This window comes from Caulobacter sp. LARHSG274, assembly GCF_052871235.1.
Map to the genome: position 1 here is coordinate 716,624 of NZ_JBIXJO010000002.1, position 26,725 is coordinate 743,348.

Sequence of the window (26,725 nt, forward strand, 5' to 3'; positions counted from 1 at the left end):
ATGCGGGCGTCCAGCAAGAGCCATGACGTCGCGGTGGTCGGCGAGCTCTATGTCGACCACGTCTTTTCCGGCTTCGAGGCCTGGCCGGCGCCCGGCGTCGAGATCGTCACCGACGACTATACCCGCGAGCTCGGCGGGGGGGCGGCGACCACCGCCTGCGGCCTGGCCCGGCTGGGCCGTTCGGTGCGGCTGATCGGCCTGATCGGCGCGGCCGACGCGCCGTGGATCGGCCAGCGCCTGGCGGGCTTCGGCGTCGCCGCCGACGGCCTGCGCCTCGTCGCCGACGGCGTGACCGGCGTGACCCTCAGCGTCTCCACCCGCGAGGACCGGTCGTTCTTCACCCACCTGGGCGTCAATCGCGAGCTGGCGGCCGCCCTGGCGACCGCCGAGACCGCCGCCGAACTGGCCGGCGCGCGCCACGTCCACTTCGCCCTGCCGCTGCCCCGCGCCGTGGCCGAGCGGCTGTTGCCGGTCCTCAGGCGCGCCGGCTGCACGACCTCGCTCGACGTCGGCTATCAGCCCGACTGGCTGGCGGACCCGGCCAATACGGCGACCCTGGCCCAGATCGACCACTTCCTGCCCAATGAGAAAGAGGCCGAGCTGTGGTGCGGCGCGCCGGGCGAGGAGGCCTTCTTCGCCCACGCCGCGCGGCTGGGCCTGGTCCGTCCGCTGCTGAAGCTGGGGGCGCGCGGCGCCGCGGCCGAGGAGGGCGGGCGGCGCGACCGGGCCCAGCCGCCGGCCGTTGCGGCGCTCGACACCACCGGGGCCGGCGACGCCTTCGACGCCGGCTTCATTGACGCCCTGTTGGACGGCGTCCCGCTGGCGCAGCGGCTCGGCCGGGCCTGCGTCGTCGGCGCCCTGTCGACCCGCGCCGCCGGCGCCCTCAGCGCCCTGCCGACTTCAGACGACGTAAAGGCCGTTCATGACCACGCTTCCGTCCCTTAGGGTTTCGCTGATCGGCGGCGGCGGCATCCGCACGCCGCTGGTGATTTTCGGCCTGAACGACCTGTCGCGCACGCTGGGCATCTCGGAGGTCGTGCTCTACGACCCCGACACCGCCCGCGTGCAGCTGATGGCGCAGCTGGGTCGCGCGATCGTCGCGCGCGAGGGCGGCGACCTGAAGATCACCGTGGCCGCGCGCATCGAGGAGGCCATCGAGGGCTGCGCCTTCGTGCTCAACTCGATCCGGGTCGGCGGCATCCGTTCGCGCGCCGCCGACGAGCTGGCCAGCATCAAGAACGGCTATCCCGGCCAGGAAACGACGGGCCCGGCCGGCGCGGCCATGGCCCTGCGCACCGTGCCGGTGGTCCTGGAACAGGCGCGGCTGGTCGAAAAGCTGAACCCCGAGGCGTGGATCGTCTCCTTCACCAATCCGGCCGGCCTGGTCACCCAGGCGATCTCCACCCACACCGCGGCCAAGGTGGTGGGCATCTGCGACACGCCGATCGAGCTGATCCACAACATCACCCGCGCCCTGGGCGCGAGCGCCGAGGCGGTGCGCTGCGAATATGTCGGGCTCAACCACCTGGGCTGGCTGCGGAAGATCAGCCTGAACGGCGAAGACGTCACCGCCCGGGTGCTCGCCGACGACGCCATTCTGGCCCAGGCCTATTCGGCGCCGATCTTCGACCCGGAGATGATCCGCCAGCTCGGCCTGATCCCGACCGAATACCTTTATTTCTACTATTGCCGGCGCAAGGCCCTGGCCAACCAGGTCGCCCACGGCGGCAGCCGCGGCGCGGAGGTGGACAAGCTCAACACCGAGCTGCTGCAGACCCTCGACGGCCATCTGCGGGCTGGCGACGGCGCCGCCGCGGTCGAGGCCTACGCGGCCTATCTGAACCGCCGCTCGGGCTCCTACATGCGGCTCGAAGCCAGCGGCGGTTCGGCCTTCGACGCCGAGGCGACGTTCGACATCGACCCGTTCCGCGTCGCCAGCGGCTATCACATCATCGCCATGGACGTCATCCGCGCCCTCAGTTCCGAGACGCCGGCCCGGCTGATCGTCAACACCCGCAACCGCGGGGCCCTGGCCGACCTGGCCGATGACGACGTCATCGAAACCACCTGCGCGGTCAGCCGGGCGGGGGTCTTCCCCGAGCCGCTGGGCGAACTGCCCGACGAGACGCGCGGGCTGGTCACCGCCATCAAGGCCTATGAGCGCGCCGCCATCAAGGCGGCCCTGACCCCGCCGATCGAGCCCCTGGCCCGGCTGCGGCAGAGAAAGGCCTTCCTGCTCCATCCCGCCATCCAGGACTGGGAGGCGACCGATCCGCTGATCCGCGACCTGCTCGACCCGACCTGCATCCATTGCTGATCCGCGGAGAGGCGGGGAGGGCGTGCCCCGCAGTGAACTTTATGAGGGCGTTTCGTTCGTGAAATCAGGGTGTTGCGGCGCGACCATGCATAGGTTCCGAGCGTTCTGGTCTGATTTATGAAACGACATTATCATTTATAGACAAAATGCAAATTATGTTCCAAATTTCTCAACAGGCCGGCAGGGGCTTGGGCCGAGCCGCAAGAGCGGCATGCAACTAGGAAGGTGGGGAACATGGCGGGTTTCATCGGACGGAGGGCCCTTCTCAACGCATCGGCCCTGACGGCGCTCAGCGTCTGCGGCGTGCTCGCCGCGACGGGGGCCTGGGCCGGGGACATTTCCGGGAAGGTCAAGGACGCGGGCACCAGCGGGCCGCTGGCCGGGGCCACGGTCGACATACCGGGCTTGCCGTTCAAGGCCACCACCGGCGCCGACGGGACCTTCGTCCTCAGCGGCGTGCCGGCGGGCCAGTACAATGTCGAAGCCTATGCGCGAGGCTATGACATCGGCGCGGCGACCCTGCGCGTACCGACCACCGGCGCGGCGTCGGTCGAGTTTGTGGCTCGCCCGACCCTCGACGAGATCGTCGTCGTCAGCAACCGGTTCAGCGCCCGCCAGGCCCAGCTCAAGGCGGCCCAGGCGATCTCGGTGCTGTCGGAATCCGACCTCCAGCACACGGCCGTGCATAACGCCGCCGAGGTGCTGGGCCTGATGCCCAGCGTCAACGTGATGATGACCGGCAACTCCTTTATCGGCGGCATTGACGGCGCCTCGCGCGGCGAAGGCCAGTACGTCTCGATCCGCTCGATGAACGCGGAATATAACGTCAACCTGATCAACGGCGTCGAAGTGGCCACCGCGCAGCCCTATTCGCGCGGCGTCCAGCTCAACCTGATCCCGCCGTCCGGCCTGCAGACCGTCATCCTCAACAAGACCTCCACGGCCGACATGGACGGGGACGCGATCGGCGGCACCATCGACTTCCGCACGCCGACCGCCTTCGATTTCGCCGCCAAGCAGACCGGTTCGATTTCGTTGAGCGGCAACTACGAAAGCCAGGCCCACGCCCTGCACGCCAAGGACAAGGGTTACGGCGCGACGGCCGACTTCTCGCGCAAGTTCGGTCCGGACGAGAATTTCGGCGTCTATGTCAGCGGCTATTACAACCGGCGCAACTACGCCAACTCCGAGCTCGGCGGCGTCATGGAGGCCGCCGGCGGCGACCGCGCCTATGCGCTGTCCTATGTCGACGCCAGCGGCAACATTCCCGCCAGCATGAACCCGATCGATGACCTGATCCTGGCGGGCTTCAACGTCGGGGTGTCCAGCGGCCAGACCAAGCTCTGGGGCGGCACCGCCTCGCTCGACTGGAGGCCGGACGCCGACTCCAGCTACTACGCGCACTTCACCTATGCGCACGACGACACCACCCAGAACTCGATCCTCAACCAGATCGTCGGCGAGGGCACGGTGCGTAACGAAGGTACGGCCCCGGTCGACTCCGAAGGCACGGTCCTGCCCGGCTATGTCGCCGCGGGCGCGGGTCTCTACCAGACCCTGATCCCGTCGGTGTCCAACCGCCTCTGGTACGAGACCAACCCGGAGACGGCGGTGCTCAGCACGGTGGAGCTTGGGGCCCGCAAGGCCTTCGGCTCCTGGCATATCGAGCCCAGCGTCTTCTATTCGTTCGGCCGCAACGACCGCCCCGACCACCTGGAACTGTGGACCACCTCGATCCCGACCGGTTCGTCGAGCAGCGGCGCCAGCCCCTATGGCGCGGCGACCCTGGTCACCTATCGCGACAACCTGCCGGTCGCGCATCTGACGCCGGGCATGCAGTTCTCCGCCGAGAACCCGGGCACCATGCCGGGCCCCTGCTGCTACGAGCTGACCTCGGGGATGAGCGACCAGAAGAAGTACGGCGGGCGGTTCGACGCCGGCTATGACTTCGCCGCCGGCGCCCTGCTGAAGGAAATCAATTTCGGCGCCAAGTACGTCAGCAGCAAGCGCAACGTCAGCAACCGCGACTACACCGTCAACGAACCCTCGCCGGCGGCCAGCTTCGCGGCCGATACGGCGATCCTGTCGGGCTACTATCCGGGCTTCCCCGGCCACTATGACTATCCGATCCCGATCATCGTCCACTCCGAACTCGACCGCCGCTTCCACGCCCTGACCGCCACCCAGGCCCAGCTCGACGCGGCCAGCGACGTCTGCACCTCCGGCAGCACGCCGGAGGGCGTGACCACCAACTACAACTGCAACACCCTGTCGGGCACCGAGGACGTCGCGGCGGCCTACATCTCGGCGAAGTTCGGCAACGACGTTTGGGAGATCATCCCCGGCGCCCGCTACGAGTCGGCCAAGATCCACAACACCTACTGGGTGCGAGGGCCCGAGCAATTCGCGTCTAATAAGTCCGACTTCTCCGAATTCCTGCCCAGCATCTTCTTCAACTACCGGCCGACCTCGGCGACCGTCTATCGCGCCTCGATCTGGACCAGCTACACGCGGCCGCCGTTCTTCCAGTTGGGCGGCAGCTCGTCGACCAGCTTCGATCCGTCGAGCGGCACGACCACGGTGCGCAAGGGCAATCCGGACCTGAAGCCGATCGAGGCGATCAATTTCGACGTCAGCGGGACCTGGACCACCGATAGCGGCGGCTTCTACAGCGCCGGCCTGTTCTACAAGCGCCTGAGCCACTACCTCTACGACAGCGGCACCGGCTATGTGAACGCCGACCCCTTGACCAGCGGGGCGACCCTGACCAGCCAGCCGCGCAACGGCGGCGACGGCAAGATCCTGGGCCTGGAGCTGGAAGGCCAGCAGCGCCTTTCGGGCATGCCCGCGCCGTTCGACGGAATCTCGATCGGCGGCAACGTGACGTTCCAGTCGTCCAAGGTGGACATCGGCACCGACTGGGGACGTGACGAGCGGATCCAGAACGCGCCCGACATCACCGGCAACGCCGGGATCTACTACGCCAAGGGCGGCTTCTCGCTGGACGTCCTCTATCACTATTCGAGCGCCTACGTCGCCGAGTACGACAAGCTGGGCAAGAACGGCTCGTGGGACGACCTGTGGGTCCGGCCGGTCAGCCGGGTCGACCTCCACGCCGGCTACGAGTTCGGCGACGTCCGCTTCGACCTGTCGGTGGCCAACCTGCTGGGCGGCTACAGCTACTGGTCGCACATCGGCGAGGACACCCTGGCGATCTCCGACGTCATCGACTCCGGCCGAACCGTTCTGGCGTCGGTGAAATACAAGTTCTGACGCCCGCCATCCCGGGTCCCCCCCGAGAGGAATGCGTCTCCTCCGAGGCGCATTTCACTGGCCTTCGATCGGACTCCCTGCCGATCGAAGGCCGTTTTTTTGAAGGGCGTTGCGAACCGGCGGCGGCGATCCTCCAATGCGTCCAGCGTAAACTTATCGGCGAAGGGAACTTCCATGCTGTCGCGTCGCACCCTGATGATCACCGCGGCCGCCTCCGGCCTGGCCTCCGGCGTGGGCCTGAGCCCGTCCGGGGCGTTCGCGCGCGGCGCGGGAACCTTGCTGGGCGCCCAGGTCGATCCGCTGATCGGGACCGGCGGCCACGGCCACGTCTATCCCGGCGCCAGCCTGCCGTTTGGCATGGTGCAGCTGAGCCCCGACACCGACAACGCCCGCTGGGACGCCTCGTCGGGCTACTATTACGGCGACGCGACCCTGCTCGGCTTCTCCCACACTCACCTGTCCGGCACCGGGGTCGGCGACATGCTGGACCTGCTGGTCGTGCCGCAGGTCCGCGAGGTGCGGCTGCGGCCCGGAACCCTGGCCGCGCCCGAAGGCGGCTACCGTACGCGGATGGACCACGCGGCGGAAACGGCGCGGCCCGGCTACTACCGCCTGGTCCTGCCGGAGTCCGGCATAGGCTGCGAGCTGACGGCCACCGAGCGCGCCGGCCTGCACCGCTACACCTTCCCGGCCGGCCAGGACGCGCATCTGCTGATCGACTGGGCCCACGGCTCGCAGGAGAACGACGCCCGGCCGTGCAAGGTCAGCGACGCCCATCTGCGGCTGATCGGGCGCGACACCCTGGTCGGCTCGCGCCGCGTCAGCCAATGGGCTGGCGGCCGGGTCATCCACTTCGCCCTCAAGCTCTCGCGCCCCTTCGTCGCCGCGCGGCTCTATAGTAACGACGTGCCCCTGGCGGACGGGGCGACCCGGGCCGACGGGGCGGCGCTCAAGTGCGTGTTCGATTACGGCCGCGGCCTCGACGCCCCGCTGCTGGTCAAGGTCGGGCTGTCGGCGGTGGACATCGACGGGGCGCTGAACAATCTCGACCGCGAGGTTCCCGGTTTCGACTTCGACGGGGCGCGGACCGCGGCGGCCGCCGCCTGGGAGGTCGAGCTCGCGCGCATCCGCATCGACACCCCGTCCGACGTCGATCGCCGGATCTTCTACGCCGCGCTCTACCACGCCCAGCTGGCGCCGACCCTGTTCAGCGACGCCGACGGACGCTATCGCGGCATGGACACCAAGGTGCGTCAGCTGCCCGCCGGCCAGCGCAACTACAGCACCTACAGCCTCTGGGACACCTACCGCGCCTGGCATCCGCTGATGACCCTGATCGCGCCGGACCGCGCCGCCGCCTTCGCCCGCAACCTGGTGGACATGGGCCTGGAGAGCCCGAGCGGGCCCTGCATCTGGCCGCTGCAGGGCATCGAGACCTTCTGCATGATCGGCTGGCATTCGGCGGTCGTCATCGCTGAGGCCCTGCACAAGCAACTGCCCGGCGTCGACGCCAAGACGGCGTGGTCGCTATACAAGGATCTGGCCTTCAACAGCCCCGCCGCCGGCGTCCGGGCCTATCGCGCCAAGGGCTACATCCCGTGCGACCTGGAGGACCAGTCGGTCAGCAAGACGCTGGAATACGCCTATGACGACTGGGCGATGGCCCGCATCGCCGACGCCGCCGGCGATCGCGCCTCGGCCGAGGCGCTACGGACGCGCTCGAAGAACTATCGCAACCTGTTCGACGCCAAGAGCCGCTTCGCGCGGCCGCGCAATGCCGACGGCGGCTGGGCCGAGCCGTTCGACCCCCGGGGCATGGGCCACAATCCCACGGTCTGGTGGGACTATACCGAGTGCAACAGCTGGCAGGCCACCTTCCTCAACCAGCATGACGTCTACAGCTATATCGAGCTGTTCGGCGGCGACGCCGCCTTCGAGGCCAAGCTCGACGCGCTGTTCAACGCCTCCTCCGAGCTGCCGCCCGACGCGCCGCCCGACATGTCGGGGCTGATCGGCCAGTACATCCACGGCAACGAGCCCAGCCACCACATCGCCTATCTCTACGCCTTCTGCGGCGCGCACCATAAGACCCAGGCCCGCGTGCGGATGCTGCTGAAGAGCCAGTACCGCGCCGCGCCCGACGGCGTCGCCGGCAACGAGGACTGCGGCCAGATGAGCGCCTGGTACATCCTCAGCGCGCTTGGCTTCTATCCGGTCGATCCGGTCAGTGGCGTCTATGTGTTCGGCGCGCCGCTGTTCCCGCGCGCGCAGATCGCCCTGCCGGGGGACAAGACGCTGACGATCATCGCCGACGGCGTCGACGACGCCCACGTCTATATCGGCGCGGTGACGCGGAACGGCCGGCCCTACACGAAGTCGTGGATCAGCCATGCCGACCTGATGGCCGGCGGCGAGCTGCGATTTTCGATGTCGGCCGCCCCCAACGCCGCCTTCGGCGCCGCCCCCGCCGACCGCCCGCCGTCGTTCACCCTGGCCTAGCCGGCGTCGGGGTTTCAGGTCTGCAGAAGGGGGAAATGGTGGATGCTGCAGGGATTGAACCTGCGACCCCCTCGGTGTGAACGAGGTGCTCTCCCGCTGAGCTAAGCATCCTTATCGCGCGTCCAAGACATGGACCTCGTCGCGAGAGGAGGGGCGTATAGCCCGGCTCTTCGGGGCGCGCAAGAGGCGAAACTCCCTTACTGGCCCGCCTGTTGTCAAAATCCCCAGGCCCGTGGCGACGGTCGACCGACGATGAATTTCGCGGCGTCCCGAGGCTGTGGAAGCGGGTCAAGAGCGTTGCTCTTCGGCGATGGTCCTTTAGCTCCTTTAGGCGACCACGCGCTCCTTTCCCGAGCGTTTCTGGAGAATATCTGGGGAGCAGATCCGTCCCTCGGAAACCCGGCGAGAGTTCTCACGGCCCGCGTCGGATCTGGCTCGAACTGGATGTCGCCTCCGCGGTGTTTTCCGCCGCATCCGACGCAACGCCTGGCCAAAGGCGATAGGTGTCCGAGCGAGCGCCGCGCCGCGCAATCGGCGCGTTGGCGGAAGCTCAGAGCGCGACCGGCCAGCCGTCGTCGGTCCAGCCCAGGGGTTGGATCCGCAGGGTCGGAACCCCGCCCCGGCGGGCGTCATAGGCGTGGTAGACGATCAGGTCGCGGTCACCGTCGTGGAGGACGGCGACGTGGCCGGGACCCTTGAAGCGCTTGGCCGGGTCGAGGTCGGCGTGCAGCACGATCAGGCCGCCGTCGTCGAGCATGGCCTTTCCGTTGCGGTCGACATAGGGACCGGCCAGGTCGCGGGACCGGCCGACCACGGTGTAGTAGCTGCTGTCGGCGCCGCGACAGCAGAAGTCGAATGAGGCGAACAGGTAGAACCAGCCGCGCCGCGCGATGATGTAGGGCGCCTCGATCGCATGGGGGCGGCTGCGGGCGGCCAGGGCGGTCAGGGGCGCGCCGGGTCTGGGCTTGCCGGTCGCCGGGTCGAGTTCGACCAGCTTCAGGCCCGACCAGAAGCTGCCGAACGCCAGCCAGACGCGGCCGTCGGCGGCGGCGACGATGTTGGGGTCGATGGCGTTGAAGTCGTCGCCGGCCTGCGAGGCCAGCACCACCCCCTCGTCGCGCCAGCCGAAGGCCGGATCGGTCCGGTCGAGGGTGGCGGTGGTCTGCAGGGCGATGGCCGAGCGGTTCTTCCCGAAGGTCGAGAGGGCGTAATAGAGGTGGTAGCGGCCGTTGATCAGGCTGATGTCCGGCGCCCAGGCCCCGCGCGTTCCGGGCACGGCCTTCTGGGCCCAGTCGGGCAGGGCGGGCATCACCGCGCCGGCCAGGGTCCAGGTGACGAGGTCGGGCGAGGTGCGCCAGGGGATCAGGCCAGGCTTCTGGCCGACCTGGCTGGTGCAGAACAGGTGATAGGTGTCGCCCTGCTTGATGATGCAGGGGTCGTGGACGGGCGACAGGTCGCCGGCCAGCCGGTCGTTGAGGCTGGCGGCGGCCCCGGCGGCCAGGGGCCGGGCCAGGGCGGCCGCCGCGCCCAGGGTCAGCAGGGCCCGTCTGCGGGTCGGCATGGGGGACGCTCCGGCGAAGGCGGGCGCCCGGCCGCGAGGGCCGGACGCCCTGGGCCCTACATCTTCCAGCGGAAGCCGACCAGGACCTGGCGGTCGTAGCGGCGGGTGTCGCGCGGATAGAGGTGCTTGTCGGTGAAGTAGTCCTTGAACTCGGTGTCGAGCAGATTCACCCCTTCGAGGGTCAGGGTGAGGTTGCCGCCGACCTTGTAGGACAGGCTGGCGTCCATCTGGGCGGTGTCGTCGGCGATCAGGTCGAAGCCGCTGTTCTCGAAATTGGGCGTGTCGAGGAAGTGCTGGCGCCAGTTATAGGCCACCCGCCCGGACAGCGGACCCTTCTCGTAGAGCAGGGCGAGGTTGTAGGACAGTTTCGACAGCCCGCGGAAATCGGTCTTCACGCCAGTGACGGCGTTCTTCATCGACCCGTCCATGATGGTCACGTTGGCCTGCAGGCCTAGGCCGCCGAGCGGACCCGGCAGGAAGTCGTAGAACTGCTGGTAGCCCAGTTCGACGCCCTGCAGCTTGTCCGATCCCGAATTGCTGGGCCGGGTCATGATGTAGGTGGTGCCGTTGATCGACTCGTTGGCCGAGGTGGTCTCGATGTAGCCGTTGATGTCGCGGTGGAAGTAGGCGGCGGTCAGGAAACCGTCGGCGGCGAAGTACCATTCCAGTGCGGCGTCGACGCTGTCGGACTTTACCGGCTTGAGCTTGGGATTGCCGCCCGAGCCCGACAGGAAGGTGGTGTTGGACACCACGGTCGACAGCGACACGCCGGGGTTCAACTGGGCGAAGTCGGGCCGGGTGACGGTCCTGCCGACCGAAAGGCGGGCGATCAGGTCAGGCCGCAGGTTGAACTTGAAGTTGGCGCTGGGCAGCAGGTCGACCGAGGAGTTCTTCTGACTGGTCGGGGTGTAGACCAGCACCGAGGTGGCGGTGTCGACATTGTTGCCGCCCAGGGTCTGGTCGGTGCGCACCAGGCGCAGGCCAACCACGCCGCTCCAGGGCACGCTGCCCAGGTCGCCGCCGATCTTGCTCTGGACGTAGCCGGCGATGGTCTTCTCGACGTCGGAGAAGAACATGCCCGGATCGATCCTGCGCTTGCCGGTGACCGGATCGTTGCGCAGGGCGAACTCGGCGGCCGTGGTCAGCGAGCGATCATAGGCCAGCGCCGTCGCCGCCCGGACCTTGTCGGTGTTGTTGAGCAGGTAGGCGGCGCTCGGCGTGTACCACTGGGTGGTGACATAGTCGGGGCCGCCGCTGGCCATGGCCTCGGACAGGCCGTTCAGGCCGGGCAGCGAATTCACCGACGAGGCGGCGAAGGGATAGGCCGCGCCGCCATACGACTGGTTGGATTCGGCGTCGCGGTCGGCGTAGCGGACGCCGGCGCTGATCTCGCGCACCAGGCCGTCGTCGGGCGCGGTGTAGACGACGTCGGCCCGCCAATCGACCGAGTGGCCGGTCTGCTTCCCGTAGTTGTCGAACCAGTTGACGATGTTGTAGCCGGCCGGGTTGGTGATGTCGTAGCCGGGGCTGTTATAGTTCAGCTGGGCGACGCCGTCGTGGCTGGTGTCGACCTGGACCAGCGGCACCACGGTCCCGCTGTCCATGATCGGGTTCTCGTACCGGAAGAACGAGTTGGTCACCGACAGGTCGGTCGAGACCTTGAAATCGCCCAGGCGCCGCGAGCCGCCCAGCGAGAACTGGTTGGTGTTGGAGTGCTGGTCGTTGGCCTGGGTCGACATGATCGTGAAGACGTTGTGGTTGGTCAGCGTCTTCAGTTGGTTGGTGCCCGGGAACACGGTGGCCGAGAGGTTACCGTCGCCCAGCCAGGGCAGGCCGACCAGGAAGTCGAGTTCGAACTTGTTCCTGTAGTCGGTGTCGAAGCCTTCGAAGTACAGCTCGGTGTCGTCATCGGGCCGCCATTGCAGGGCGAAGTTGACCGCCTTGCGCTTGCGGTCGCCGGCGATCGGGATGTAGCCCATCACGAACGGGCCCTGCACGTCATCCTGCGGCGCTGGATGGGCGGCGTTGAACGAGCCGCAGGTCCGGTTCTTGGTCCCGTCGGCGCAGAGCGTCTTGGGGTCGGGGCGCACGTTGAAGGCGCGCTCTTCATGATAGTTGCGCTCGACGAAGGACACGCCGATCAGGGCGCCGACCTCGCCATATTTGGTGTCCCAGCGGTTCGAGGCGGTGGCCCCGAAGTCCGGATCCCACGACTTGGCCTTGTCGGCGTAGTCGGCGTGGCCGAAGGCGTTGAACTGGGCGCCGGCGAAGTCGAACGGCCGGCGGGTGCGCACGTCGATGGCCCCGGCGATGCCGCCTTCGATCTGGTCGGCCGCGGCGCTCTTATAGACGTCGACCCGCTGCAGCATGTTGGCGGGGATGTCGGCCAGGGCGATGTAGCGGCCGGTGGTGGTGAACACCTCGCGGCCGTTGAGCACGGTGACGAGGTTGGGCAGGCCGCGGATCAGCACCGAATTGGCCTCGCCGGAGTCGCGGCGCACCTGGATGCCGGTGACCCGGGCCAGGGCGTCGGCGACGTTGTTGTCCGGCAGCTTGCCGACGTCCTCGGCGACGATCGAGTCGACGACCAGGTCGTTGTTTTTCTTGATCTGCTGCGCGCTCTGGGCGGCCTTGCGCTGACCGGTGACGACGATCTCCTCGACCGTCTGGTCGTTCTTGGTCGCGGCGGTCTGGGCCAAGGCGGGCGCGGCGGCCAGCATGGCCGTGGCCGAGGCGGCCGAAATCAGCAGGGCTCGGCGCACGGCGGAGCGGATCGGCTTTTGGATGCCGGTAGTCATGGATGTCCCTCCCAGGTTTCATCGTCTCCCCGTCTGCGCGGGGCGTTTCTCGATGAGCGTTAGCTTGTCTGACAAATGGATGAAGCGCAAGCGTATTGCGCAGGGAGGGCGTGAAATGGAAGCGGTATTCTGGCGCGCAAGCGGCGTGCAATGAGCCGATAAATGTTCGCTTTATTGTTATGATAAATGATGATAATGCAGCGAAATCAATTGGATGTTGCCTGATCCTTCGGGGGCGTCGATAGAGCAGCGGGTTGAGGCCGACGTCAGGGCGGTTGAAAGCTCTGGCGCGAAAAACGCACGAATCTTGGTCAGACAAATAAATAGATTGCACGGCTGGTGAGCGCCGACGGGGATCCCGAGCGGTGGCGGCCGTGGACGCGGCCGCCGCCGTGAGAATCAGCCCCGCGCCAGGCTGATCACGTTCCAGGATTGGCGCTTGAGGGTGGCGGTCAGGCGACCGCCCTCCAGCCTGGCCGTCGGGTTGGCGACCGGCGAGACGGCGTCCGGCGCGGCCTTGGTGTTGGTCCTCTTCAGGTCGGGGTCGTGCAGCTGGGTCGCGCCGGCGATCGCCAGGTCGTCGGCGACGCCGCGCAGGTCGACCGACAGCGCCATGTCCTCGGTGACGCTGCGGTTCAGGGCGAACAAGGTGGCCGCGCCCGTCTCGGGGTCGCGAACGATCGTGGCGAGCAGGGTGGGGACCTCGCCATGGGCCTTGGTCGGGAAGGCGCCCGTCTCGACCTTCAGCTTCAGCACCTCGCCGCGGCCGTGGCGGGCGCAGTCGGCGAACGGGTGGAAGATGGTCTGGCGCCAGGCCGGGCCGCCGGTCTCGGTCATGATCGGGCCGATGACATTGACCAGCTGGGCCAGGCACCCGGCCTTCACCCGGTCGGCGTTGTTCATCATCACGATCAGGCAGCCGCCCACCACCAGGGCGTCCTCGTGATTATAGACCTCCTCGATCAGCGGCGGGGCCTCGGGCCAGCCGGGCTTCCTCAGGTCGTCGGGGCCGCTGGCCTTGTACCAGACGTTCCATTCGTCCAGCGACAGCATGATCCGCTTCTTGGAGCGGCGCTTCGCGGCCACGGCGTCGGCGATCGCGGCCACCTCGCGGATGAAGTGGTCCAGGTCGTCGATCGTGGCCAGGAACTCGTGGATGTCGTCGGCGTCGTTGCGGCAATAATGGTGCAGCGAGATGTAGTCGACCTGGTCGAAGCACTGGTCCAGCACCTCGTACTCCCACTTGCCGTAGGTAGGCATGGCCCGCTGCGACGAGCCGCAGGCGGTCAGTTCGATGGTGGGGTCGACCCACTTCATCACCTTGCCGGTCTCCTGGGCGATGCGGCCGTACTCGGCCGAGGTCTTGGCGCAGATCTGCCAGGGACCGTCCATCTCGTTGCCGATGCACCAGAACTTGACGCCATGTGGCTGCTCGTAGCCGTGGGCGCGACGCAGGTCGGAATAGTAGGTCCCGCCCGGATGGTTGCAGTATTCGAGGAAGTGGCGGGCCTCGTCGGCGCCGCGGGTGCCGACATTGACCGCGAACATCGGCTCCAGCTGCGCCTTGCGGCACCAGGTGATGAACTCGTTGGTCCCGAACTGGTTGGTCTCGGTCGAGTGCCAGGCCAGATCGAGGCGAACCGGGCGATCTTCCTTGGGCCCGACGCCGTCCTCCCAGTTGTAGCCCGACAGGAAGTTGCCGCCTGGATAGCGGACGATCGTGACGCCCAGCTCTCGGGTCAGGTCCAGCACGTCCTGGCGGAAGCCCTCGGGCGTGGCGGTGGGGTGGCCGGGCTCGTAGATGCCGCCATAGACGCAGCGGCCCATGTGCTCGACGAAGGTGCCGAAGATCCGCCGGTCCAGCGGGGCGACCACGAAGTCGGCGTCGGCGATGATCTTGGCGGTCAGCATGGCGGCTCGCGTGGCTAGAGAAGGTGGAAGAGCAGGTCGTTGACCCGCCGCTCGGCGTCGGCCAGAGCGGTGTCGATCGGCTTGCGGCCGGTGATGGCGCTGGCCATCTCGTCGCCGATGATGTCCTGGATGGCGAACTGGCGCTGGACCTGCGGCGGCAGGGTCTGGCCGATCGTCGCCAGCGGGGCGATGGCCTGGCGGTGGGGCAGGGCCTTGAAACGAGGACTGTCGATCACCGCCTGCATGGCCGGCAGGTGGCCGGTGCGCGACCAGTCATAGTCGTGATCGGCCAGGAACCGCACCAGGCGATAGACGGCGGCGCGCTGGGCCGGCGTCCGCTGGCGGTGCGGCACGACCCAGGCATGGCCGTCGACATAGGCCGCGTCCCGATCCCCGAACAGCCGCGGATAGGGCACGACCGCATAGCCGTCCGACAGCGGCCGGTCCTTGGCGTGGGCCTCGGCCTCGAAGGTCCCGATCATCCAGGTGCCGACCAGATAGACGCCGCCGTCGCCGTTCATGAAGCCGCTGGTGGCGGCCGGATAGTCCTGGTCCTTGGTCGTCAGGTTCTCGTCGTACATCTGCTTGAACAGGGCCACGATCCGATGGGCTTGCGGCGTCGTCAGCTTGATGTGCTTGGCGTCGGGGAAGATCACCGCGTCCTGGGTCATCAGCCAGGTGTAGAGGTTGCGGGTGTAGCTGGCGGTCTCGTTGGCCATGGCCTGGACCAGGTAGGGCCTGCCGGTGGCGGCCTTGAACTGGCGGGCCTGGGCCAGCAGCTCGTCGGCGCTGGTCGGCAGGATCGGCTGGCCGTCGCGCACCAGCCCCGCCTGGCGGAACTGGTTCAGGTTGACGTGCCAGAGCGGCGCCCAGTTGTCGAAGGGCAGACCCCAGACCTGGCCGGACTTGGTCACCCCCTCGCGGGCGGCGCGGGTGAAGGCGGCGGGCTCGACGCCGACCTTGGCCAGGTCCGGCCCCATCGGCTCGATCAGGCCCCGCGACTGGTAGTCGGAGATCGCCGACATGTGCATGGTCACCAGGTCGGGCGGGTCGCCGGCCGCGAACTGGGCCGACAACTGGTCATAGCCGGGCCAGGCGGCGATATTGACCTTCAGCCGGATGTCCGGGTTCTCGCGCTGGAACTGGTCGAGCAGGCCGGTGATGATCTCGCACTCGCCGTCGGGATTGCGCGTTCCGGCCCCGGTCGAGCGGCACTCGCCGAAGATCCGCTGCACGGTGATCCGGGTGACGTCGTCGGGCCTGGCGCAGCCGAACAGGCTCAGGGCGGCGACGGCGATCGCGAACAGGCGGGGAAGGCGGCTCATCGCACCGCCGCCCCGGACACGGCCCGCACGATGTACTTCTGGAAGACCACATAGACGACCAGCACCGGCGCGCTGGCGAACACCGCCTGGGCCATCAGGAAGCCGAGGCCGCTGGTCTGGGCGAAGTTGATCTGCGAGCTGGCGACCCCGACCGTCAGGGTGAACATCTCGCTGCGCGTCGCCGAGATCAGCGGCCACCAGTAGTCGTTCCACGACGACAGGAAGGTGAAGATCCCCAGGGTCGCCTGGGCCGGCAGGGTCAGGGGCAGCAGCACCTTCCAGAACACCTGCAGACGCGAGGCCCCGTCCAGCACCGCCGCCTCGTCCAGCTCCAGCGGGATGGCCTTGAAGTACTGGGTCATCAGGAACACCCCGAACGGCGCGGCCAGGCCCGGCAGGATCAGGCCGGGATAACTATTGTGCAGGTGCAGGGCGCTGAACAGCTGGTGGCGGGTGATGATCACCGACTGCTCGGGCACGGCCAGGCCGAACAGCACCAGGGCGAACAGCCATTTGCGGCCGGGGAACTCCAGCCGCGCGAAGCCGTAGCCGGCCAGGGACGACAGGACCAGGACGCCGGCCGTGGTGCATAGCGACACCAGCAGGCTGTTGCACAGCCAGCGGAACACCGCCGCCCGGGCCAGGATCGAGCCGTAGTTCTCCAGCGTGTAGGGGCCGTGGAACACCGAGGCGGTGTCGCGCAGCAGGGCGCCGTTCGACTTCAGCGACAGGCCCACCGTCCACAGCAGGGGCAGGACCATGACCACGGCCGTCACCGCCATGGCCGTCCAGCCCAGGCGGCCGATCCAGGGATTGCGTCCCGCGGCGCGGTCGAGGGCGCTCATCGGCGAGGCTCCCCGCCGCGGGTCGTCACATATTGCAGCACGGTGGCGACCAGGATCAGGCCGAACAGGATCTCCGAGGCGGCGGCCGCATAGCCGATGTCCCAGCGCCGGAAGCCGACCTCGTAGATGAACAGCACGATCGGCCGCGAGGCGCCGTTGGGGCCGCCCTGGGTCAGGAGCTGGGCCTGGCCGAACAGCTGGAACTGCAGCACGCACTGGATGATCACCACCAGCACGATGGTCCGCCGGATCGAGGGTAGGGTGATGCGGGTCAGGGTCTTCCACCCTCCGGCCTTGTCGAGGGCGGCGGCCTCGTAGAGCTCGGCCGGCACCTGCTGCAGGGCGGCCAAGTACAGCATCATCGGCAGGCCGATGCACCACCACACGGTGGTCAAGGCGATGGCCGGCAGCACTAGGTCCGGATGGCTGAGCAGGGGAAGCGGCGGCTGGCCGACGGCGTGCAGCAAGTTGGCGATCAGCCCGCCGTCGGGGATCAGCACCAGCCGCCAGATCAGGGTGACGATGGTCACCGACAGCACCGACGAGCTGAAGAACACGCCGCGGAAGAAGGCCGCCGCGCGGGTCGGGCGGTTCAGGGCCAGGGCGAGGGCCAGGCTGATCGTCGCCAGGGCCGGCACGGTCAGCAGCACGAAAAAGAAGGTGTTGCGCACCGCCTGCAGGAAGACGCCGTCGCGCAGCAGCCGGGCGAAGTTCTCGATTCCGACGAACGCCGCCCCGCCGAACAGGTCGGCCTTGTGCAGGCTCAGCCACACCCCGGCCAGCAGCGGATAGAGCAGCAGGCCCAGATAGACGGCCAGGTAGGGGGCGATGAACAGGCCGTTGGTCCAGGAACCCTTTCCCGGGCGGGGCGCGGGGGCGGTCATGGGCGCGACCTGTCGTAATGGGCGACGTCGTCGGCGTCGAACAGATGGGGCGGGCCGGTCAGGGCCAGGCCGACGACGTCGCCCATGGCCGCGCGGCTGGTCCCGGCGTCCTCGGCGGTGATCGCCGCCCCGTCGGCCAGGCGCAGATAGACCAGGGTGCGGTCGCCCAGGCGCTCGACGAACTCGACCCTGGCGTCGACCAGGCCGGCGCCCGGCGCGACGACCCGGACGGTCTCGGCCCGCAGGCCCAGCCGCCAACCGGCGCCGGCGCCGGCGGGCAGGTCGGTCAGGGCGACACCGGTGTCAACTTTTGCGCCGCCGGCCAGGGTCGCGCGGGCCAGGCCCGCGGGTCCTTCCGACAGGGTCGCGTCGAGAAAGCTCATCGGCGGCGAGCCGACGAAGGTGGCGACGAAACGGTTGGCGGGGCGGGCGTAGATCTCCATCGGCGTCCCGACCTGCTGGATGCGGCGGTCGCTCATCACCACGATGCGGTCGGCCAGGGTCATGGCCTCGACCTGGTCATGGGTGACCAGGATCATCGTCGCCTCGACCCGGCGGCGCAGCTGGGCCAGCTCCAGCCGGGTGCGCATGCGCAGGGCGGCGTCGAGGTTGGACAGCGGCTCGTCGAACAGGAACAGGTCCGGCTTCTTGACGATGGCCCGGCCGATGGCCACGCGCTGGCGCTGGCCGCCGGACAGCTGGCCGGGCTTGGACCGCAGGAAGCGCTCGATTTCCAGGATGCGGGCGGCCTCGGCCACGCGGGCCTCGATCTCGGCCTTCGGGACCCTGGCGTTGCGCAGGCCGAAGGCCATGTTCTCGAAGATCGTCATGTGCGGGTAGAGGGCGTAGTGCTGGAACACCATGGCCACGCCGCGGTCGCCGGGCGGCAGCGGATCGACCCGCCGCTCGCCGATGTGGATCTGGCCCTGTTCGACGGTCTCCAGCCCGGCGATCATCCGCAGCAGGGTGGACTTGCCGCAGCCCGAGGGGCCGAGAAAGGCGATGAACTCGCCGGCCGCGATGTCCAGCGAGAGGTCGTCCAGCACCGCGACCGGGCCGAAACTCTTGCTCAGCTGCTCAAGCCGCACACGCGCCACGCGGTCCACTCCCCGTCGACGCCGGCTGTGCGCGGAAGGGCGGATGTCGGACGGGCGCCGTAACGGCCCATCGTCTCCCCCCGTTTGCGCGACGCCTTGCGCCTTTGTTGCCGCCCGCCTTGGTAGCGTGCTGGTTTGTCGAAGTCATTTACTCAGACAAAAGCGGAATATCGGGGAATCCGGAACGAGGCAAGAGCAAAAAGTGCGGCCCCTGTCGGCAGGAGGGGAGGCTCCGGTGGCGGGAGCAATAGATCGTCGACATCGAAAGCGTCGCCGTAGCGGGCCGCTCAAGCTTGCTATAATTGTCGGACTATAGCGGATCCGCTCGTCGCCTCCTTGCCGCCACCAACAGATCGTCATGTACGGACGGCTCAGGACCACGCCGGCTTGACGGCTGCCGTTCCAGGCTTCGTGGTCGAAGCTGTCGTCCAAGACTAGGGCCGGGTCTTCCGCACGCCTACAGCCTGCTTGAGCAGATCGGCCGCGACTTCATGGGCGCCTTGCAGTTCCTCCCCGAGGGCCTGGAGCCGGCCGCCATCGCGCCGCAGCGAGCCCTGGCCCTGACGCCTCCTGGGTTCCACGAAGAGATCCACGCCAGCATCAAGACCGCGATCGATCCGCGCCTGCTGCGGCTGCGCCCGGCCCTGGAGACGTGAGGCGGTGATTAGCTCACGCCGGGCCCTTGGCCCACCAACCGCGAGCGGCGGCCTTGGTTTCCGCCTCGGCCCTGGCGTAGGCGAGGAGGCGACGCCCAGTCAGGCCGAAGGGGCGGGCGCCGGGTCCTGGCGGCGCTGGGCGACCACCGCCTCATAGGCCTGCTGCAACTGCCCGAACACCGAGGTCTGCGGCGGCGGCGCGCCCAGGTGCAGGTGGCGCAGCTCGGCCATGAAGGCGTCCCACATCGGCGGGCCGCCCTCTTCGAGCACCTGGGCGCGGATCGCCAGCTCCTCCGAGGTCGGCGTATGTCGTCGGCCCCAGGCGCCCATCTGGGCCAGCAGCGGCACCAGCTGGATGGCCGGTTCGGTCAGGCTGTAGATCGCCTTCTGCTTATGGCTGGGATCGTCGCGCCGCGAGATCATCCCCGCCTCGGTCAGGCGCTTGAGCCGATCGGCCAGGATGTTGGAGGCGATCCCTTCCTCCGACTGGGTCAGCAGCTCGCGATAGTGGCGGCGGTTTCCGAACATCAGGTCGCGGATGACGATCAGGCTCCAGCGGTCGCCCAGCATCTCCAGCGTCAGGTTGATCGGGCATCCCGAACGGTGGGCGCCTTCCATCCGAAGTTCTCCGCAAAAACTGGTTGCAATATAGGATCGGTTTGCTAGAACGCAACTGCTTGCATATCGCAACTGGTTTAAACCAAGAGAGACGGCGATGGCGAAGGTGGTTCTGGCGATGTTCGTCAGCCTGGATGGCTATATCGAAGGGCCGGACGGCCAATTCATTCCCCCGGCCTGGTCGGACGCGGTGGGGGAGCATTGGTCGGGCAAGGGCCTGGCCGCGGCCCGTCACCTGATCTACGGCCGCACCAATTTCGAGTTCAACAAGGGCTTCTGGACCTCGTCCGACGCGGTCGGGATGCCGGAGACCGAGGCGATGAACGCCCTGCCCAAGACCGTGGTCTCGTCGCGCCTCTCGGGCGATCCGGGCTGGAACGGCCAGGTCGTGCGCGGCGAAGACCTCGCCGACGCCGTAGCCGCCCTCCGGCAAACCGTCGCCGGCGACATCTACAGCTTCGGCGGCGCCGGCCTGGCCAACAGCCTGATGGCCCTGGACGTCGTCGACGAGTACCGGCTGATGGTGCTGCCCCAGGTGTTCGGCGACGGCAAGCGCCTGTTCGCCCCCGGCCTGCCGCCCCTGGCCCTGAAGCTGATCGAGACCACGCCCCTCGATACGGGCGCGGTCATCCTGCACTACGTTCGCGACCGCGCCTGAGGAGATCGACATGACCCTGCAGCTCTTCGCCCACCCGTTCTCGTCCTACTGCCAGAAGGCGCTGATCGCCTTTTACGAGAACGACATCCCCTTCGAGTTCCGCATGCTGTCGCCCGACGAGCCGGCGAATGGCGAGGAATTCGCCCGGCTCTGGCCGATCAAGCGCTTCCCGATCCTGGTCGACGGCGGGCGCACGATCCTGGAGGCCACCAGCATCATCGAGCACCTGCAGGTGCGCCATCCCGGCCCGGTGCGATTGATCCCCGACCATCCGGACCTGGCCGTCGAGGTCCGGATGTTGGACCGGGTGTTCGACAACTACGTCATGACCCCGCAAGGCCGCTGCGTGTTCGACGCCATCCGCCCCGAGACCGACCGCGACCCCTATGGCGTGCGCGAGGCCCACGCGATGCTCGACGCCATCTATGACTGGCTGGACAAGCGGATGGCCGATCGCGAATGGGCGGTGGGCGAGACCTTCAGCCTGGCCGACTGCGCCGCGGCCCCGTCGCTGTTCTACGCCGACTGGACCCACGCCATCCCGGCCGAGTTCAAGCACCTGCACGCCTACCGCGCCCGGCTGCTGGCCCGGCCGTCCTTCGCCCGCGCCGTCGACGGCGGCCGGCCCTATCGCCACTTCTTCCCGCTGGGCGCGCCGGACCGGGATTAGGCGCTGGGCGGCCGGGCGGTCAGGAGCGTGACGCAGGCGGCCGGCACGTCGGAGAAGGCGTCGATCAGCAGGTCCCCGCCCAGGGTCTCGACCGGGGCCTCGGTATAGCCGAACGACACCAGCAGCACCGGTACCTGGGCGGCCTTGGCCGACAGGGCGTCGTTGATGCTGTCGCCGACCATCACGGCGCGGGCCGGGTCGCCGCCGACCGCGGCGATGGTCGCCAGCAGGTGGCGGGGATCGGGCTTGGCGGCCGGGGCGTGGTCGGCCCCGACCACGGCGTCGAAATGGCGGGTCAGGTCCAGGGCGTCGAGCAGGGCCACCGACAGGTGGGTCAGCTTGTTGGTGCAGACCGCCAGCTTCGCCCCGGCCGCCCGCAGCGCCTCCAGGGTCTCGACCACGCCGGGGAAGGGCGCGCTCTCGTGGGCGATGCGGCCCAGATAGAGGGCGATGAAGCGCTCGACCAGGTCGGGGGCCTGGTCGGCGTCTAGCGGCGCGCCGGCGGCGGCGAAGCCGCGCTCCAGCAGGGCCTTGGCCCCGCGCCCGACCATCCTGCGCACGTCGTCGAAGGGCAGGGGCGGCAGGCCCTCCTCGCCGAGGATGATGTTCAGCGACGCGACCAGGTCCGGGGCGGTGTCGACCAGGGTGCCGTCGAGGTCGAAGGCGATCGTCGCCCCCCGGAGGATTTGGCCATTGCCGATATCGGTCGGCAAGATGTCGTTCTGGGCATGCATGGCTCTGGCCTTTCGGCTAAACGCGCGGCTAATGCAACTTTGGTCCGTCCAAGGGGGAGTCGCTCAAGCCCATGACCAGTCCTTCGCCTCGCAAGCGCGCGGCCGTCATCCTGGCGGCCGGCCAGGGCACGCGGATGAAGTCGCCGACGCCCAAGGTGCTGCACGCGATCGGCGGCCGGGCCCTGCTCGACCACGCCATCGACGCCGCCCTGGCGCTCGACTGCGAGCGGGTGGTGGTGGTGGTCGGGGCCCACAGCCCCAAGGTCGGCGAGCACGTCCGCGCCCGTCTCGGCCCTGACGCCGCCGTGGTCCAGGACCCGCCGCTGGGCACCGGCCACGCCGTGCTGGCGGCGCGCGAGGCCCTGGCCGATTTCGACGGCGACGTGGTGGTGACCTATGCCGACTGCCCGCTGCTGACCGCGCCGGTGATCGAGCCGCTGTTCGACCTGAAAGCCAAGGGCGCCGACGTGGCGGTGCTGGGCTTCGAGGCCGCCGATCCGGGCGCCTATGGCCGGCTGATCCTGGCCCCCGGCCAGGTGTTGCTGCGCATCGTCGAGGCCAAGGATGCCGACGACACCGTCCGCCAGGTTAGGCACTGCAATTCGGGCGTCCTGGCCGCCGACCGCGCCCTGCTGTTCGACCTGCTGGCCCAGGTCGGCAACGATAACGCCAAGGGCGAGTACTACCTGACCGACGTGGTCGGCCTGGCCCATGACCGCGGCCTGGCGACCCGCGCCGCGTTTGCGCCCGAGGCCGCGGTCCAGGGCGTCAATTCCCAGGCCGAGCTGGCCGCCGCCGAGGCCGTCTGGCAGGCAGGCCGGCGCGCCGCCCTGCTGGTCGAGGGCGTGACCATGCCCGCGCCCGATACCGTCCACCTGTGCTGGGACACCCGGCTGGCGGCCGGGGTCACGGTCGAGCCCTTCGTGGTGTTCGGCCCGGGCGTCAGCGTCGCGACGGGAGCGGTGATCAAGGCCTTCAGCCACCTGGAAGGCGCGAGCGTCGGCGAGGGGGCCCTGATCGGTCCCTATGCCCGCCTGCGGCCGGGGGCGGAGATCGGCCCCGAGGCTCACATCGGCAACTTCGTCGAGGTCAAGAAGGTCAAGGTCGGGGCCGGCGCCAAGGCCAACCACCTGTCCTATCTCGGCGACGGTTCGGTGGGCGCCAAGGCCAATATCGGGGCCGGAACGATCTTCTGTAACTATGACGGCTTCGACAAGTTCGAGACCCATGTCGGGCCAGGCGCCTTCATCGGCTCCAACACCGCCCTGGTGGCGCCGGTGCGGGTCGGGGAGGGGGCGATGACCGGCTCAGGCTCGGTGATCACCCGCGACGTCGCCGACGGGGCCCTGGCCCTGGGCCGGGCGCCGCAAAGCGACAAGGCGGGCTGGGCCAACCAGTTCCGCGCCCTCAAGCTGGCCCAGAAGGAAAAACCATGAGCGCCGACGATCAGAAGCGGATTTCGGGCGAGGCGGCCGCCGAGCTCGTCGAGAGCGGCATGGTCGTGGGCCTGGGCACCGGCTCGACCGCCGCCTGGTTCGTCAAGGCCCTGGCGGCCCGCAAGCTGGACATCCGCGGCGTGCCGACCTCCGAGGCGACCGCCAATCTGGCGCGCGAGCTGGGCATCGCGCTGACCGCCCTGGACGACGTCAAGTCCATCGACCTGACCATCGACGGGGCCGACGAGATCGGTCCGGGCCTGTCGCTGATCAAGGGCGGCGGCGCGGCCTTGCTGCGCGAGAAGCTGGTCTGGGAGGCCTCCAAGCGCTGCGTGGTCATCGCCGACGCCGCCAAGCAGGTGCCGGCCCTGGGCAAGTTCCCGCTGCCGATCGAGGTGGTGCGGTTCGGCCATGTCCATACCGGCCAGCGCCTGGCCGATATCGCCGCCGAGTTCGACCTGCTGCCGCCGCGCCTGCGGATGGCCGAGCGGGGCGTGGTGGTCACCGACGGCGGCAACGTCATCTACGACATGGCCGCCGGCGTCATCGCCGAGCCCGCCGCCCTGGCCGCCGCCCTGAAGGCGGTGACCGGCGTCGTCGACCACGGCCTGTTCCTCGATCTGGCCGACGAGGCCCTGCTGGGAACCGACCAAGGGGTGGTCAAGCTGGTCCCCTAGACCCATATCCGCCCTCTTCCGGCCTCACAGCCTCGCTGAGAGTCCAACCGACCGCGACCCCGGAGCGCCTGCGATGGCTGAGTACGACTTCGACCTTTTCGTCATCGGCGCCGGCTCGGGCGGGGTGCGGGCCGCGCGGGTGGCGGCGATGAGCGGGGCCAAGGTCGCGGTGGCCGAGGAATACCGGGTCGGCGGCACCTGCGTGATCCGCGGCTGCGTGCCCAAGAAGTTCATGGTCTACGCCAGCGAGGTGGCCAGCCAGCTGAAGACCGCCAAGGGCTATGGCTGGACGATCGGCGAGCGGTCGTTCGACTGGAAGGCCTTCCTGCACGACAAGGACGTCGAGATCGCCCGGCTGTCGGGAATCTATGTCACCAACCTGCAGAAGGCCGGGGCCCATCTGCTGCACGGCCGGGCCCAGATCATCGACAGGCACACCGTCGAGGTGCTGCCCAAGGCGGACAGCAAGGACGCCGGCCGCTACACCGCCCGCAAGATCCTGATCGCCACCGGCGGCCGGCCCTGGCGTCCCGACTTCCCGGGCGCGGAGCTGGGGATCACCTCGGACGAGGCCTTCCACCTGCCGACCTTGCCCAAGCGGGCCATGGTGGTGGGCGGCGGCTATATCGCGGTGGAGTTCGCCAGCATCTTCAACGGCCTGGGCGTGCAGACGACGCTGCTCTACCGCGGGGCCAACATCCTGCGCGGCTTCGACGACGACGTCCGCGCCCACCTGGCCGACGAGCTGGAAAAGCGCGGCATCAAGGTGGTGCTGGGCTGCTCGCACGAGCGCCTGGAGCAAACCGAGACCGGCCTGCTGAGCACGCTGAACAACGACCTGACCTTCGAGACCGACCTGGTGATGTTCGCCACCGGCCGCGAGGCCTATGTCGAGGGCTTGGGCCTGGACAAGGCCGGGGTGGCGCTGAACGAGCGCGGCGCGATCGCGGTCGACGACTATTCGAAGACCAATGTCGACAACATCTGGGCGGTGGGCGACGTCACCGACCGCATCAACCTGACCCCGGTGGCGATCCGCGAGGGCGCGGCCTTCTCCCAGACCGAGTTCCACGACAATCCCACTCGCTTCGACCACGACATGGTGGCCTCGGCGGTGTTCTCGCAGCCGCCGGTCGGGGTGGTGGGCATGACCGAGGCCCAGGCCCGCCACGCCTTCGGCAAGGTCGACATCTATCGCGCCGTGTTCCGCCCCATGAAGGTGACCTTCTACGGCGGCCAGGACCGCTGCCTGATCAAGCTGGTGGTCAAGCAGGACGACGAGCGGATCGTCGGCGTGCATATCGTCGGGCCGGATTCGCCGGAGATCATCCAGATGGCGGCCGTGGCCGTGAAGATGGGCGTGACCAAGGCCCAGTGGGATTCCACCTGCGCCGTCCACCCGACCCTGGCTGAGGAACTGGTGACCTTGCGTGAGAAATACGTGCCGTCCGAGATGAGCGCATGACCGAGCCCGCATCCGCCGTCGCGGCGCCCGCGACCTGGACCACGCGCTGGCTGGGCGGAGTGGCGATCTTCCTGGTGGTGATGACCGCGCTGCTGGCCTATCTGGCCCCGCTGGGCTTTGCGCCCTTGCTCGCCCTGGTCGGGCTGTTGGCGCTGCCAGGCGTTCGCCTGACGCGGGCGGCCGCCCCGCCGCTGCTGATCCTGCTGGCCCTGGCCCTGTGGGCGGCGGTCAGCATGACCTGGAGCCCGGTGGCGATCGATCCGTCCAAGCTCAAGGACTATGGCGACCTCGAGACCCTGACGGCCATGAAGCTGTTCCTGCAGCTGGCCACCTATGGCGCGGCGGTGGTGGCGCTTGGGGGGCTGCCGGAGCGGCCGGCCGTGCGCGCGGGCGCGATCCTGGCCTATGCGACCGTGGCGCTGGCGGTGCTGGCGGCGATCGACGCCGCCGGCGGCGCGAGAATCTACCAGCGCCTGCATCTGCTGACCGGCGATCCGATCCGGCCCGACCTGGCCATGGTCAAGGTCTCGCTGGCGACCTACGCCCTGGCGCTGCTGTTCTGGCCGGTCTCGCTGATCCTGTCGCGCCGCTACAGGCCGCAGTTGATCCTGCTGCTCCTTGCCGCCACCGTCGTGGCGTCGGTCATCGTTAGTTCGGACGCCTGCCTCCTTGCCCTGGGGCTGGGCGCGGCGGCCTGGCTGCTGGTGCGCTATCTGGGCGTGACCGGGGGCAAGATCCTGGTCGTGCTGGTGGCGGCGCCGTTCGTCCTGGCCCCGCTGGCCGTCCTGCTGGGCGTGGAGACCGGGCTGGTCGCCTGGCTGCACAGGCTGGCCCCGCCCTCATGGGACGCGCGGCTCAACATCTGGACCTTCGCCGCCGACCAGATCCAGCACTATCCGTTCCGCGGCTGGGGCCTGGACGCGAGCCGCACCTTCGGCCTGGCCATCCCGCTGCACACCCATAACGCCGAGCTGCAGCTGTGGCTGGAACTGGGCGCCATTGGCGCGGCCCTGGCGGGCGTGTTCTTCTGCTGGCTGACCTATGAGGTCACGCGGATCAGCGAACGGTCGCGGGGCGAGGGGGCCATGGCGGCCGGGGCGCTGGTCAGCTATCTGACGATCGGCGGCCTGAGCTTCGGCGTCTGGCAGGAGTGGTGGCTGGCCCTGGGCGCGATCACCCTGATCGCCTGCGGCCTGGCCCGTTTCGGCGGCTTCCCCGACGGCGAAGCTTGGGACGAACTTACCCCGCTGAACTAGATCGCGGGGTTTTGTCGCAATGATTTTGCTTTTGGCCCGCGGTTA

General features: G+C 68.7%; 20 protein-coding genes and 1 tRNA gene. 11 read left to right on the plus strand and 10 right to left on the minus strand.

Going from position 1 to position 26,725, the window contains the following annotated elements:
• From ACIPQB_RS07660 to ACIPQB_RS07675, 4 genes are all read left to right on the plus strand, one after another.
• A complete protein-coding gene (locus ACIPQB_RS07660; RefSeq protein ID WP_446484607.1) occupies positions 1–945 on the plus strand; it encodes a carbohydrate kinase family protein in 945 nt (314 codons plus the stop codon).
• Positions 923–2,317 (plus strand): family 4 glycosyl hydrolase, encoded by a 1,395-nt coding sequence (locus ACIPQB_RS07665; protein ID WP_446484608.1) that lies wholly within the window; start codon positions 923–925, stop codon positions 2,315–2,317. Before ACIPQB_RS07660 ends, ACIPQB_RS07665 begins: the two co-directional genes overlap by 23 nt.
• A gap of 234 nt (positions 2,318–2,551) precedes the next feature.
• On the plus strand, positions 2,552–5,590 hold the full coding sequence (locus ACIPQB_RS07670; RefSeq protein ID WP_446484609.1) for a TonB-dependent receptor: 3,039 nt from the start codon (positions 2,552–2,554) through the stop codon (positions 5,588–5,590).
• 174 nt (positions 5,591–5,764) lie between these two features.
• Entirely contained in the window at positions 5,765–8,089 is a 2,325-nt protein-coding gene (locus tag ACIPQB_RS07675) for a GH92 family glycosyl hydrolase (protein ID WP_446484610.1), read from the plus strand.
• 36 nt (positions 8,090–8,125) lie between these two features.
• On the opposite strand, the gene ACIPQB_RS07680 is transcribed toward ACIPQB_RS07675, so the two are convergent.
• From ACIPQB_RS07680 to ACIPQB_RS07715, 8 genes are all read right to left on the minus strand, one after another.
• Positions 8,126–8,200: transfer RNA gene (locus ACIPQB_RS07680), tRNA-Val, on the minus strand.
• 439 nt (positions 8,201–8,639) lie between these two features.
• Complete coding sequence (locus ACIPQB_RS07685; protein ID WP_446484611.1) at positions 8,640–9,650, minus strand: arabinan endo-1,5-alpha-L-arabinosidase; 1,011 nt, start codon at positions 9,648–9,650, stop codon at positions 8,640–8,642.
• A 56-nt stretch (positions 9,651–9,706) separates the two neighbouring features.
• The gene (locus tag ACIPQB_RS07690) at positions 9,707–12,448 is read right to left on the minus strand and encodes a TonB-dependent receptor (protein WP_446484612.1); all 2,742 of its coding nucleotides are present in this window, start codon (positions 12,446–12,448) and stop codon (positions 9,707–9,709) included.
• 399 nt (positions 12,449–12,847) lie between these two features.
• Positions 12,848–14,359 carry an arabinosylfuranosidase ArfA gene (arfA, locus tag ACIPQB_RS07695; RefSeq protein ID WP_446484613.1) on the minus strand — a complete coding sequence of 504 codons (1,512 nt, stop codon included), beginning with the start codon at positions 14,357–14,359 and terminating at the stop codon, positions 12,848–12,850.
• 14 nt (positions 14,360–14,373) lie between these two features.
• A complete protein-coding gene (locus ACIPQB_RS07700) occupies positions 14,374–15,684 on the minus strand; it encodes an extracellular solute-binding protein (RefSeq protein WP_446484614.1) in 1,311 nt (436 codons plus the stop codon).
• Positions 15,681–16,529, minus strand: coding sequence for a carbohydrate ABC transporter permease (locus ACIPQB_RS07705; RefSeq protein ID WP_446484615.1), 849 nt, complete (start codon positions 16,527–16,529; stop codon positions 15,681–15,683). Before ACIPQB_RS07705 ends, ACIPQB_RS07700 begins: the two co-directional genes overlap by 4 nt.
• On the minus strand, positions 16,526–17,413 hold the full coding sequence (locus ACIPQB_RS07710) for a carbohydrate ABC transporter permease (RefSeq protein ID WP_446484616.1): 888 nt from the start codon (positions 17,411–17,413) through the stop codon (positions 16,526–16,528). The genes ACIPQB_RS07705 and ACIPQB_RS07710 overlap by 4 nt, the downstream gene beginning before the upstream one ends.
• Positions 17,410–18,510, minus strand: coding sequence for an ABC transporter ATP-binding protein (locus ACIPQB_RS07715; RefSeq protein ID WP_446484617.1), 1,101 nt, complete (start codon positions 18,508–18,510; stop codon positions 17,410–17,412). Before ACIPQB_RS07715 ends, ACIPQB_RS07710 begins: the two co-directional genes overlap by 4 nt.
• 491 nt (positions 18,511–19,001) lie before the next feature.
• Between ACIPQB_RS07715 and ACIPQB_RS07720 the strand changes: the two genes are divergently transcribed.
• Entirely contained in the window at positions 19,002–19,166 is a 165-nt protein-coding gene (locus tag ACIPQB_RS07720; RefSeq protein ID WP_446484618.1) for a hypothetical protein, read from the plus strand.
• Positions 19,167–19,265: 99 nt separating this feature from the next.
• Here the strand turns inward: ACIPQB_RS07720 and ACIPQB_RS07725 are convergent, their stop codons facing one another.
• The gene (locus ACIPQB_RS07725) at positions 19,266–19,784 is read right to left on the minus strand and encodes a winged helix-turn-helix transcriptional regulator (RefSeq protein ID WP_446484619.1); all 519 of its coding nucleotides are present in this window, start codon (positions 19,782–19,784) and stop codon (positions 19,266–19,268) included.
• A gap of 97 nt (positions 19,785–19,881) precedes the next feature.
• On the opposite strand from ACIPQB_RS07725, the gene ACIPQB_RS07730 reads away from it, so the two are divergent.
• Together ACIPQB_RS07730 and ACIPQB_RS07735 are read left to right on the plus strand one after the other, a co-directional pair.
• Positions 19,882–20,442 carry a dihydrofolate reductase family protein gene (locus ACIPQB_RS07730; protein WP_446484620.1) on the plus strand — a complete coding sequence of 187 codons (561 nt, stop codon included), beginning with the start codon at positions 19,882–19,884 and terminating at the stop codon, positions 20,440–20,442.
• A gap of 10 nt (positions 20,443–20,452) precedes the next feature.
• Positions 20,453–21,112: a glutathione S-transferase family protein gene (locus ACIPQB_RS07735; protein WP_446484621.1), complete on the plus strand. Its 660-nt coding sequence runs from the start codon at positions 20,453–20,455 to the stop codon at positions 21,110–21,112.
• Here the strand turns inward: ACIPQB_RS07735 and gph are convergent.
• On the minus strand, positions 21,109–21,846 hold the full coding sequence (gph, locus tag ACIPQB_RS07740; RefSeq protein WP_446484622.1) for a phosphoglycolate phosphatase: 738 nt from the start codon (positions 21,844–21,846) through the stop codon (positions 21,109–21,111). The two genes, ACIPQB_RS07735 and gph, sit on opposite strands and share 4 nt — an antisense overlap.
• A 71-nt stretch (positions 21,847–21,917) precedes the next feature.
• Here gph and glmU point away from each other — a divergent pair, with 71 nt between their 5' ends.
• The 4 genes from glmU (at position 21,918) to ACIPQB_RS07760 (ending at position 26,680) form a co-directional block, all read left to right on the plus strand.
• The gene (gene glmU, locus ACIPQB_RS07745) at positions 21,918–23,282 is read left to right on the plus strand and encodes a bifunctional UDP-N-acetylglucosamine diphosphorylase/glucosamine-1-phosphate N-acetyltransferase GlmU (protein ID WP_446484623.1); all 1,365 of its coding nucleotides are present in this window, start codon (positions 21,918–21,920) and stop codon (positions 23,280–23,282) included.
• Positions 23,279–23,959 carry a ribose-5-phosphate isomerase RpiA gene (gene rpiA / locus ACIPQB_RS07750; RefSeq protein ID WP_446484624.1) on the plus strand — a complete coding sequence of 227 codons (681 nt, stop codon included), beginning with the start codon at positions 23,279–23,281 and terminating at the stop codon, positions 23,957–23,959. The genes glmU and rpiA overlap by 4 nt, the downstream gene beginning before the upstream one ends.
• 73 nt (positions 23,960–24,032) lie before the next feature.
• Positions 24,033–25,424 (plus strand): glutathione-disulfide reductase, encoded by a 1,392-nt coding sequence (gene gor, locus ACIPQB_RS07755; protein ID WP_446484625.1) that lies wholly within the window; start codon positions 24,033–24,035, stop codon positions 25,422–25,424.
• Positions 25,421–26,680: an O-antigen ligase family protein gene (locus tag ACIPQB_RS07760; protein WP_446484626.1), complete on the plus strand. Its 1,260-nt coding sequence runs from the start codon at positions 25,421–25,423 to the stop codon at positions 26,678–26,680. Before gor ends, ACIPQB_RS07760 begins: the two co-directional genes overlap by 4 nt.
• The last annotated feature ends 45 nt before the right edge of the window (positions 26,681–26,725 follow it).

What these genes read in the sequence shown, in the direction of transcription:
- ACIPQB_RS07690 (WP_446484612.1), bottom strand. Translation starts at nt 12,448, where the DNA reads ATGACTACCGGCATCCAAAAGCCGATCCGCTCCGCCGTGCGCCGAGCC.
- ACIPQB_RS07710 (WP_446484616.1), bottom strand. Translation starts at nt 17,413, where the DNA reads ATGACCGCCCCCGCGCCCCGCCCGGGAAAGGGTTCCTGGACCAACGGC.
- ACIPQB_RS07725 (WP_446484619.1), bottom strand. Translation starts at nt 19,784, where the DNA reads ATGGAAGGCGCCCACCGTTCGGGATGCCCGATCAACCTGACGCTGGAG.
- ACIPQB_RS07660 (WP_446484607.1), top strand. Translation starts at nt 1, where the DNA reads ATGCGGGCGTCCAGCAAGAGCCATGACGTCGCGGTGGTCGGCGAGCTC.
- ACIPQB_RS07760 (WP_446484626.1), top strand. Translation starts at nt 25,421, where the DNA reads ATGACCGAGCCCGCATCCGCCGTCGCGGCGCCCGCGACCTGGACCACG.
- ACIPQB_RS07720 (WP_446484618.1), top strand. Translation starts at nt 19,002, where the DNA reads ATGGGCGCCTTGCAGTTCCTCCCCGAGGGCCTGGAGCCGGCCGCCATC.
- glmU (WP_446484623.1), top strand. Translation starts at nt 21,918, where the DNA reads ATGACCAGTCCTTCGCCTCGCAAGCGCGCGGCCGTCATCCTGGCGGCC.
- rpiA (WP_446484624.1), top strand. Translation starts at nt 23,279, where the DNA reads ATGAGCGCCGACGATCAGAAGCGGATTTCGGGCGAGGCGGCCGCCGAG.
- gph (WP_446484622.1), bottom strand. Translation starts at nt 21,846, where the DNA reads ATGCATGCCCAGAACGACATCTTGCCGACCGATATCGGCAATGGCCAA.
- ACIPQB_RS07705 (WP_446484615.1), bottom strand. Translation starts at nt 16,529, where the DNA reads ATGAGCGCCCTCGACCGCGCCGCGGGACGCAATCCCTGGATCGGCCGC.
- ACIPQB_RS07675 (WP_446484610.1), top strand. Translation starts at nt 5,765, where the DNA reads ATGCTGTCGCGTCGCACCCTGATGATCACCGCGGCCGCCTCCGGCCTG.
- ACIPQB_RS07735 (WP_446484621.1), top strand. Translation starts at nt 20,453, where the DNA reads ATGACCCTGCAGCTCTTCGCCCACCCGTTCTCGTCCTACTGCCAGAAG.
- ACIPQB_RS07700 (WP_446484614.1), bottom strand. Translation starts at nt 15,684, where the DNA reads ATGAGCCGCCTTCCCCGCCTGTTCGCGATCGCCGTCGCCGCCCTGAGC.
- ACIPQB_RS07730 (WP_446484620.1), top strand. Translation starts at nt 19,882, where the DNA reads ATGGCGAAGGTGGTTCTGGCGATGTTCGTCAGCCTGGATGGCTATATC.
- ACIPQB_RS07665 (WP_446484608.1), top strand. Translation starts at nt 923, where the DNA reads ATGACCACGCTTCCGTCCCTTAGGGTTTCGCTGATCGGCGGCGGCGGC.
- arfA (WP_446484613.1), bottom strand. Translation starts at nt 14,359, where the DNA reads ATGCTGACCGCCAAGATCATCGCCGACGCCGACTTCGTGGTCGCCCCG.
- ACIPQB_RS07670 (WP_446484609.1), top strand. Translation starts at nt 2,552, where the DNA reads ATGGCGGGTTTCATCGGACGGAGGGCCCTTCTCAACGCATCGGCCCTG.
- ACIPQB_RS07685 (WP_446484611.1), bottom strand. Translation starts at nt 9,650, where the DNA reads ATGCCGACCCGCAGACGGGCCCTGCTGACCCTGGGCGCGGCGGCCGCC.
- gor (WP_446484625.1), top strand. Translation starts at nt 24,033, where the DNA reads ATGGCTGAGTACGACTTCGACCTTTTCGTCATCGGCGCCGGCTCGGGC.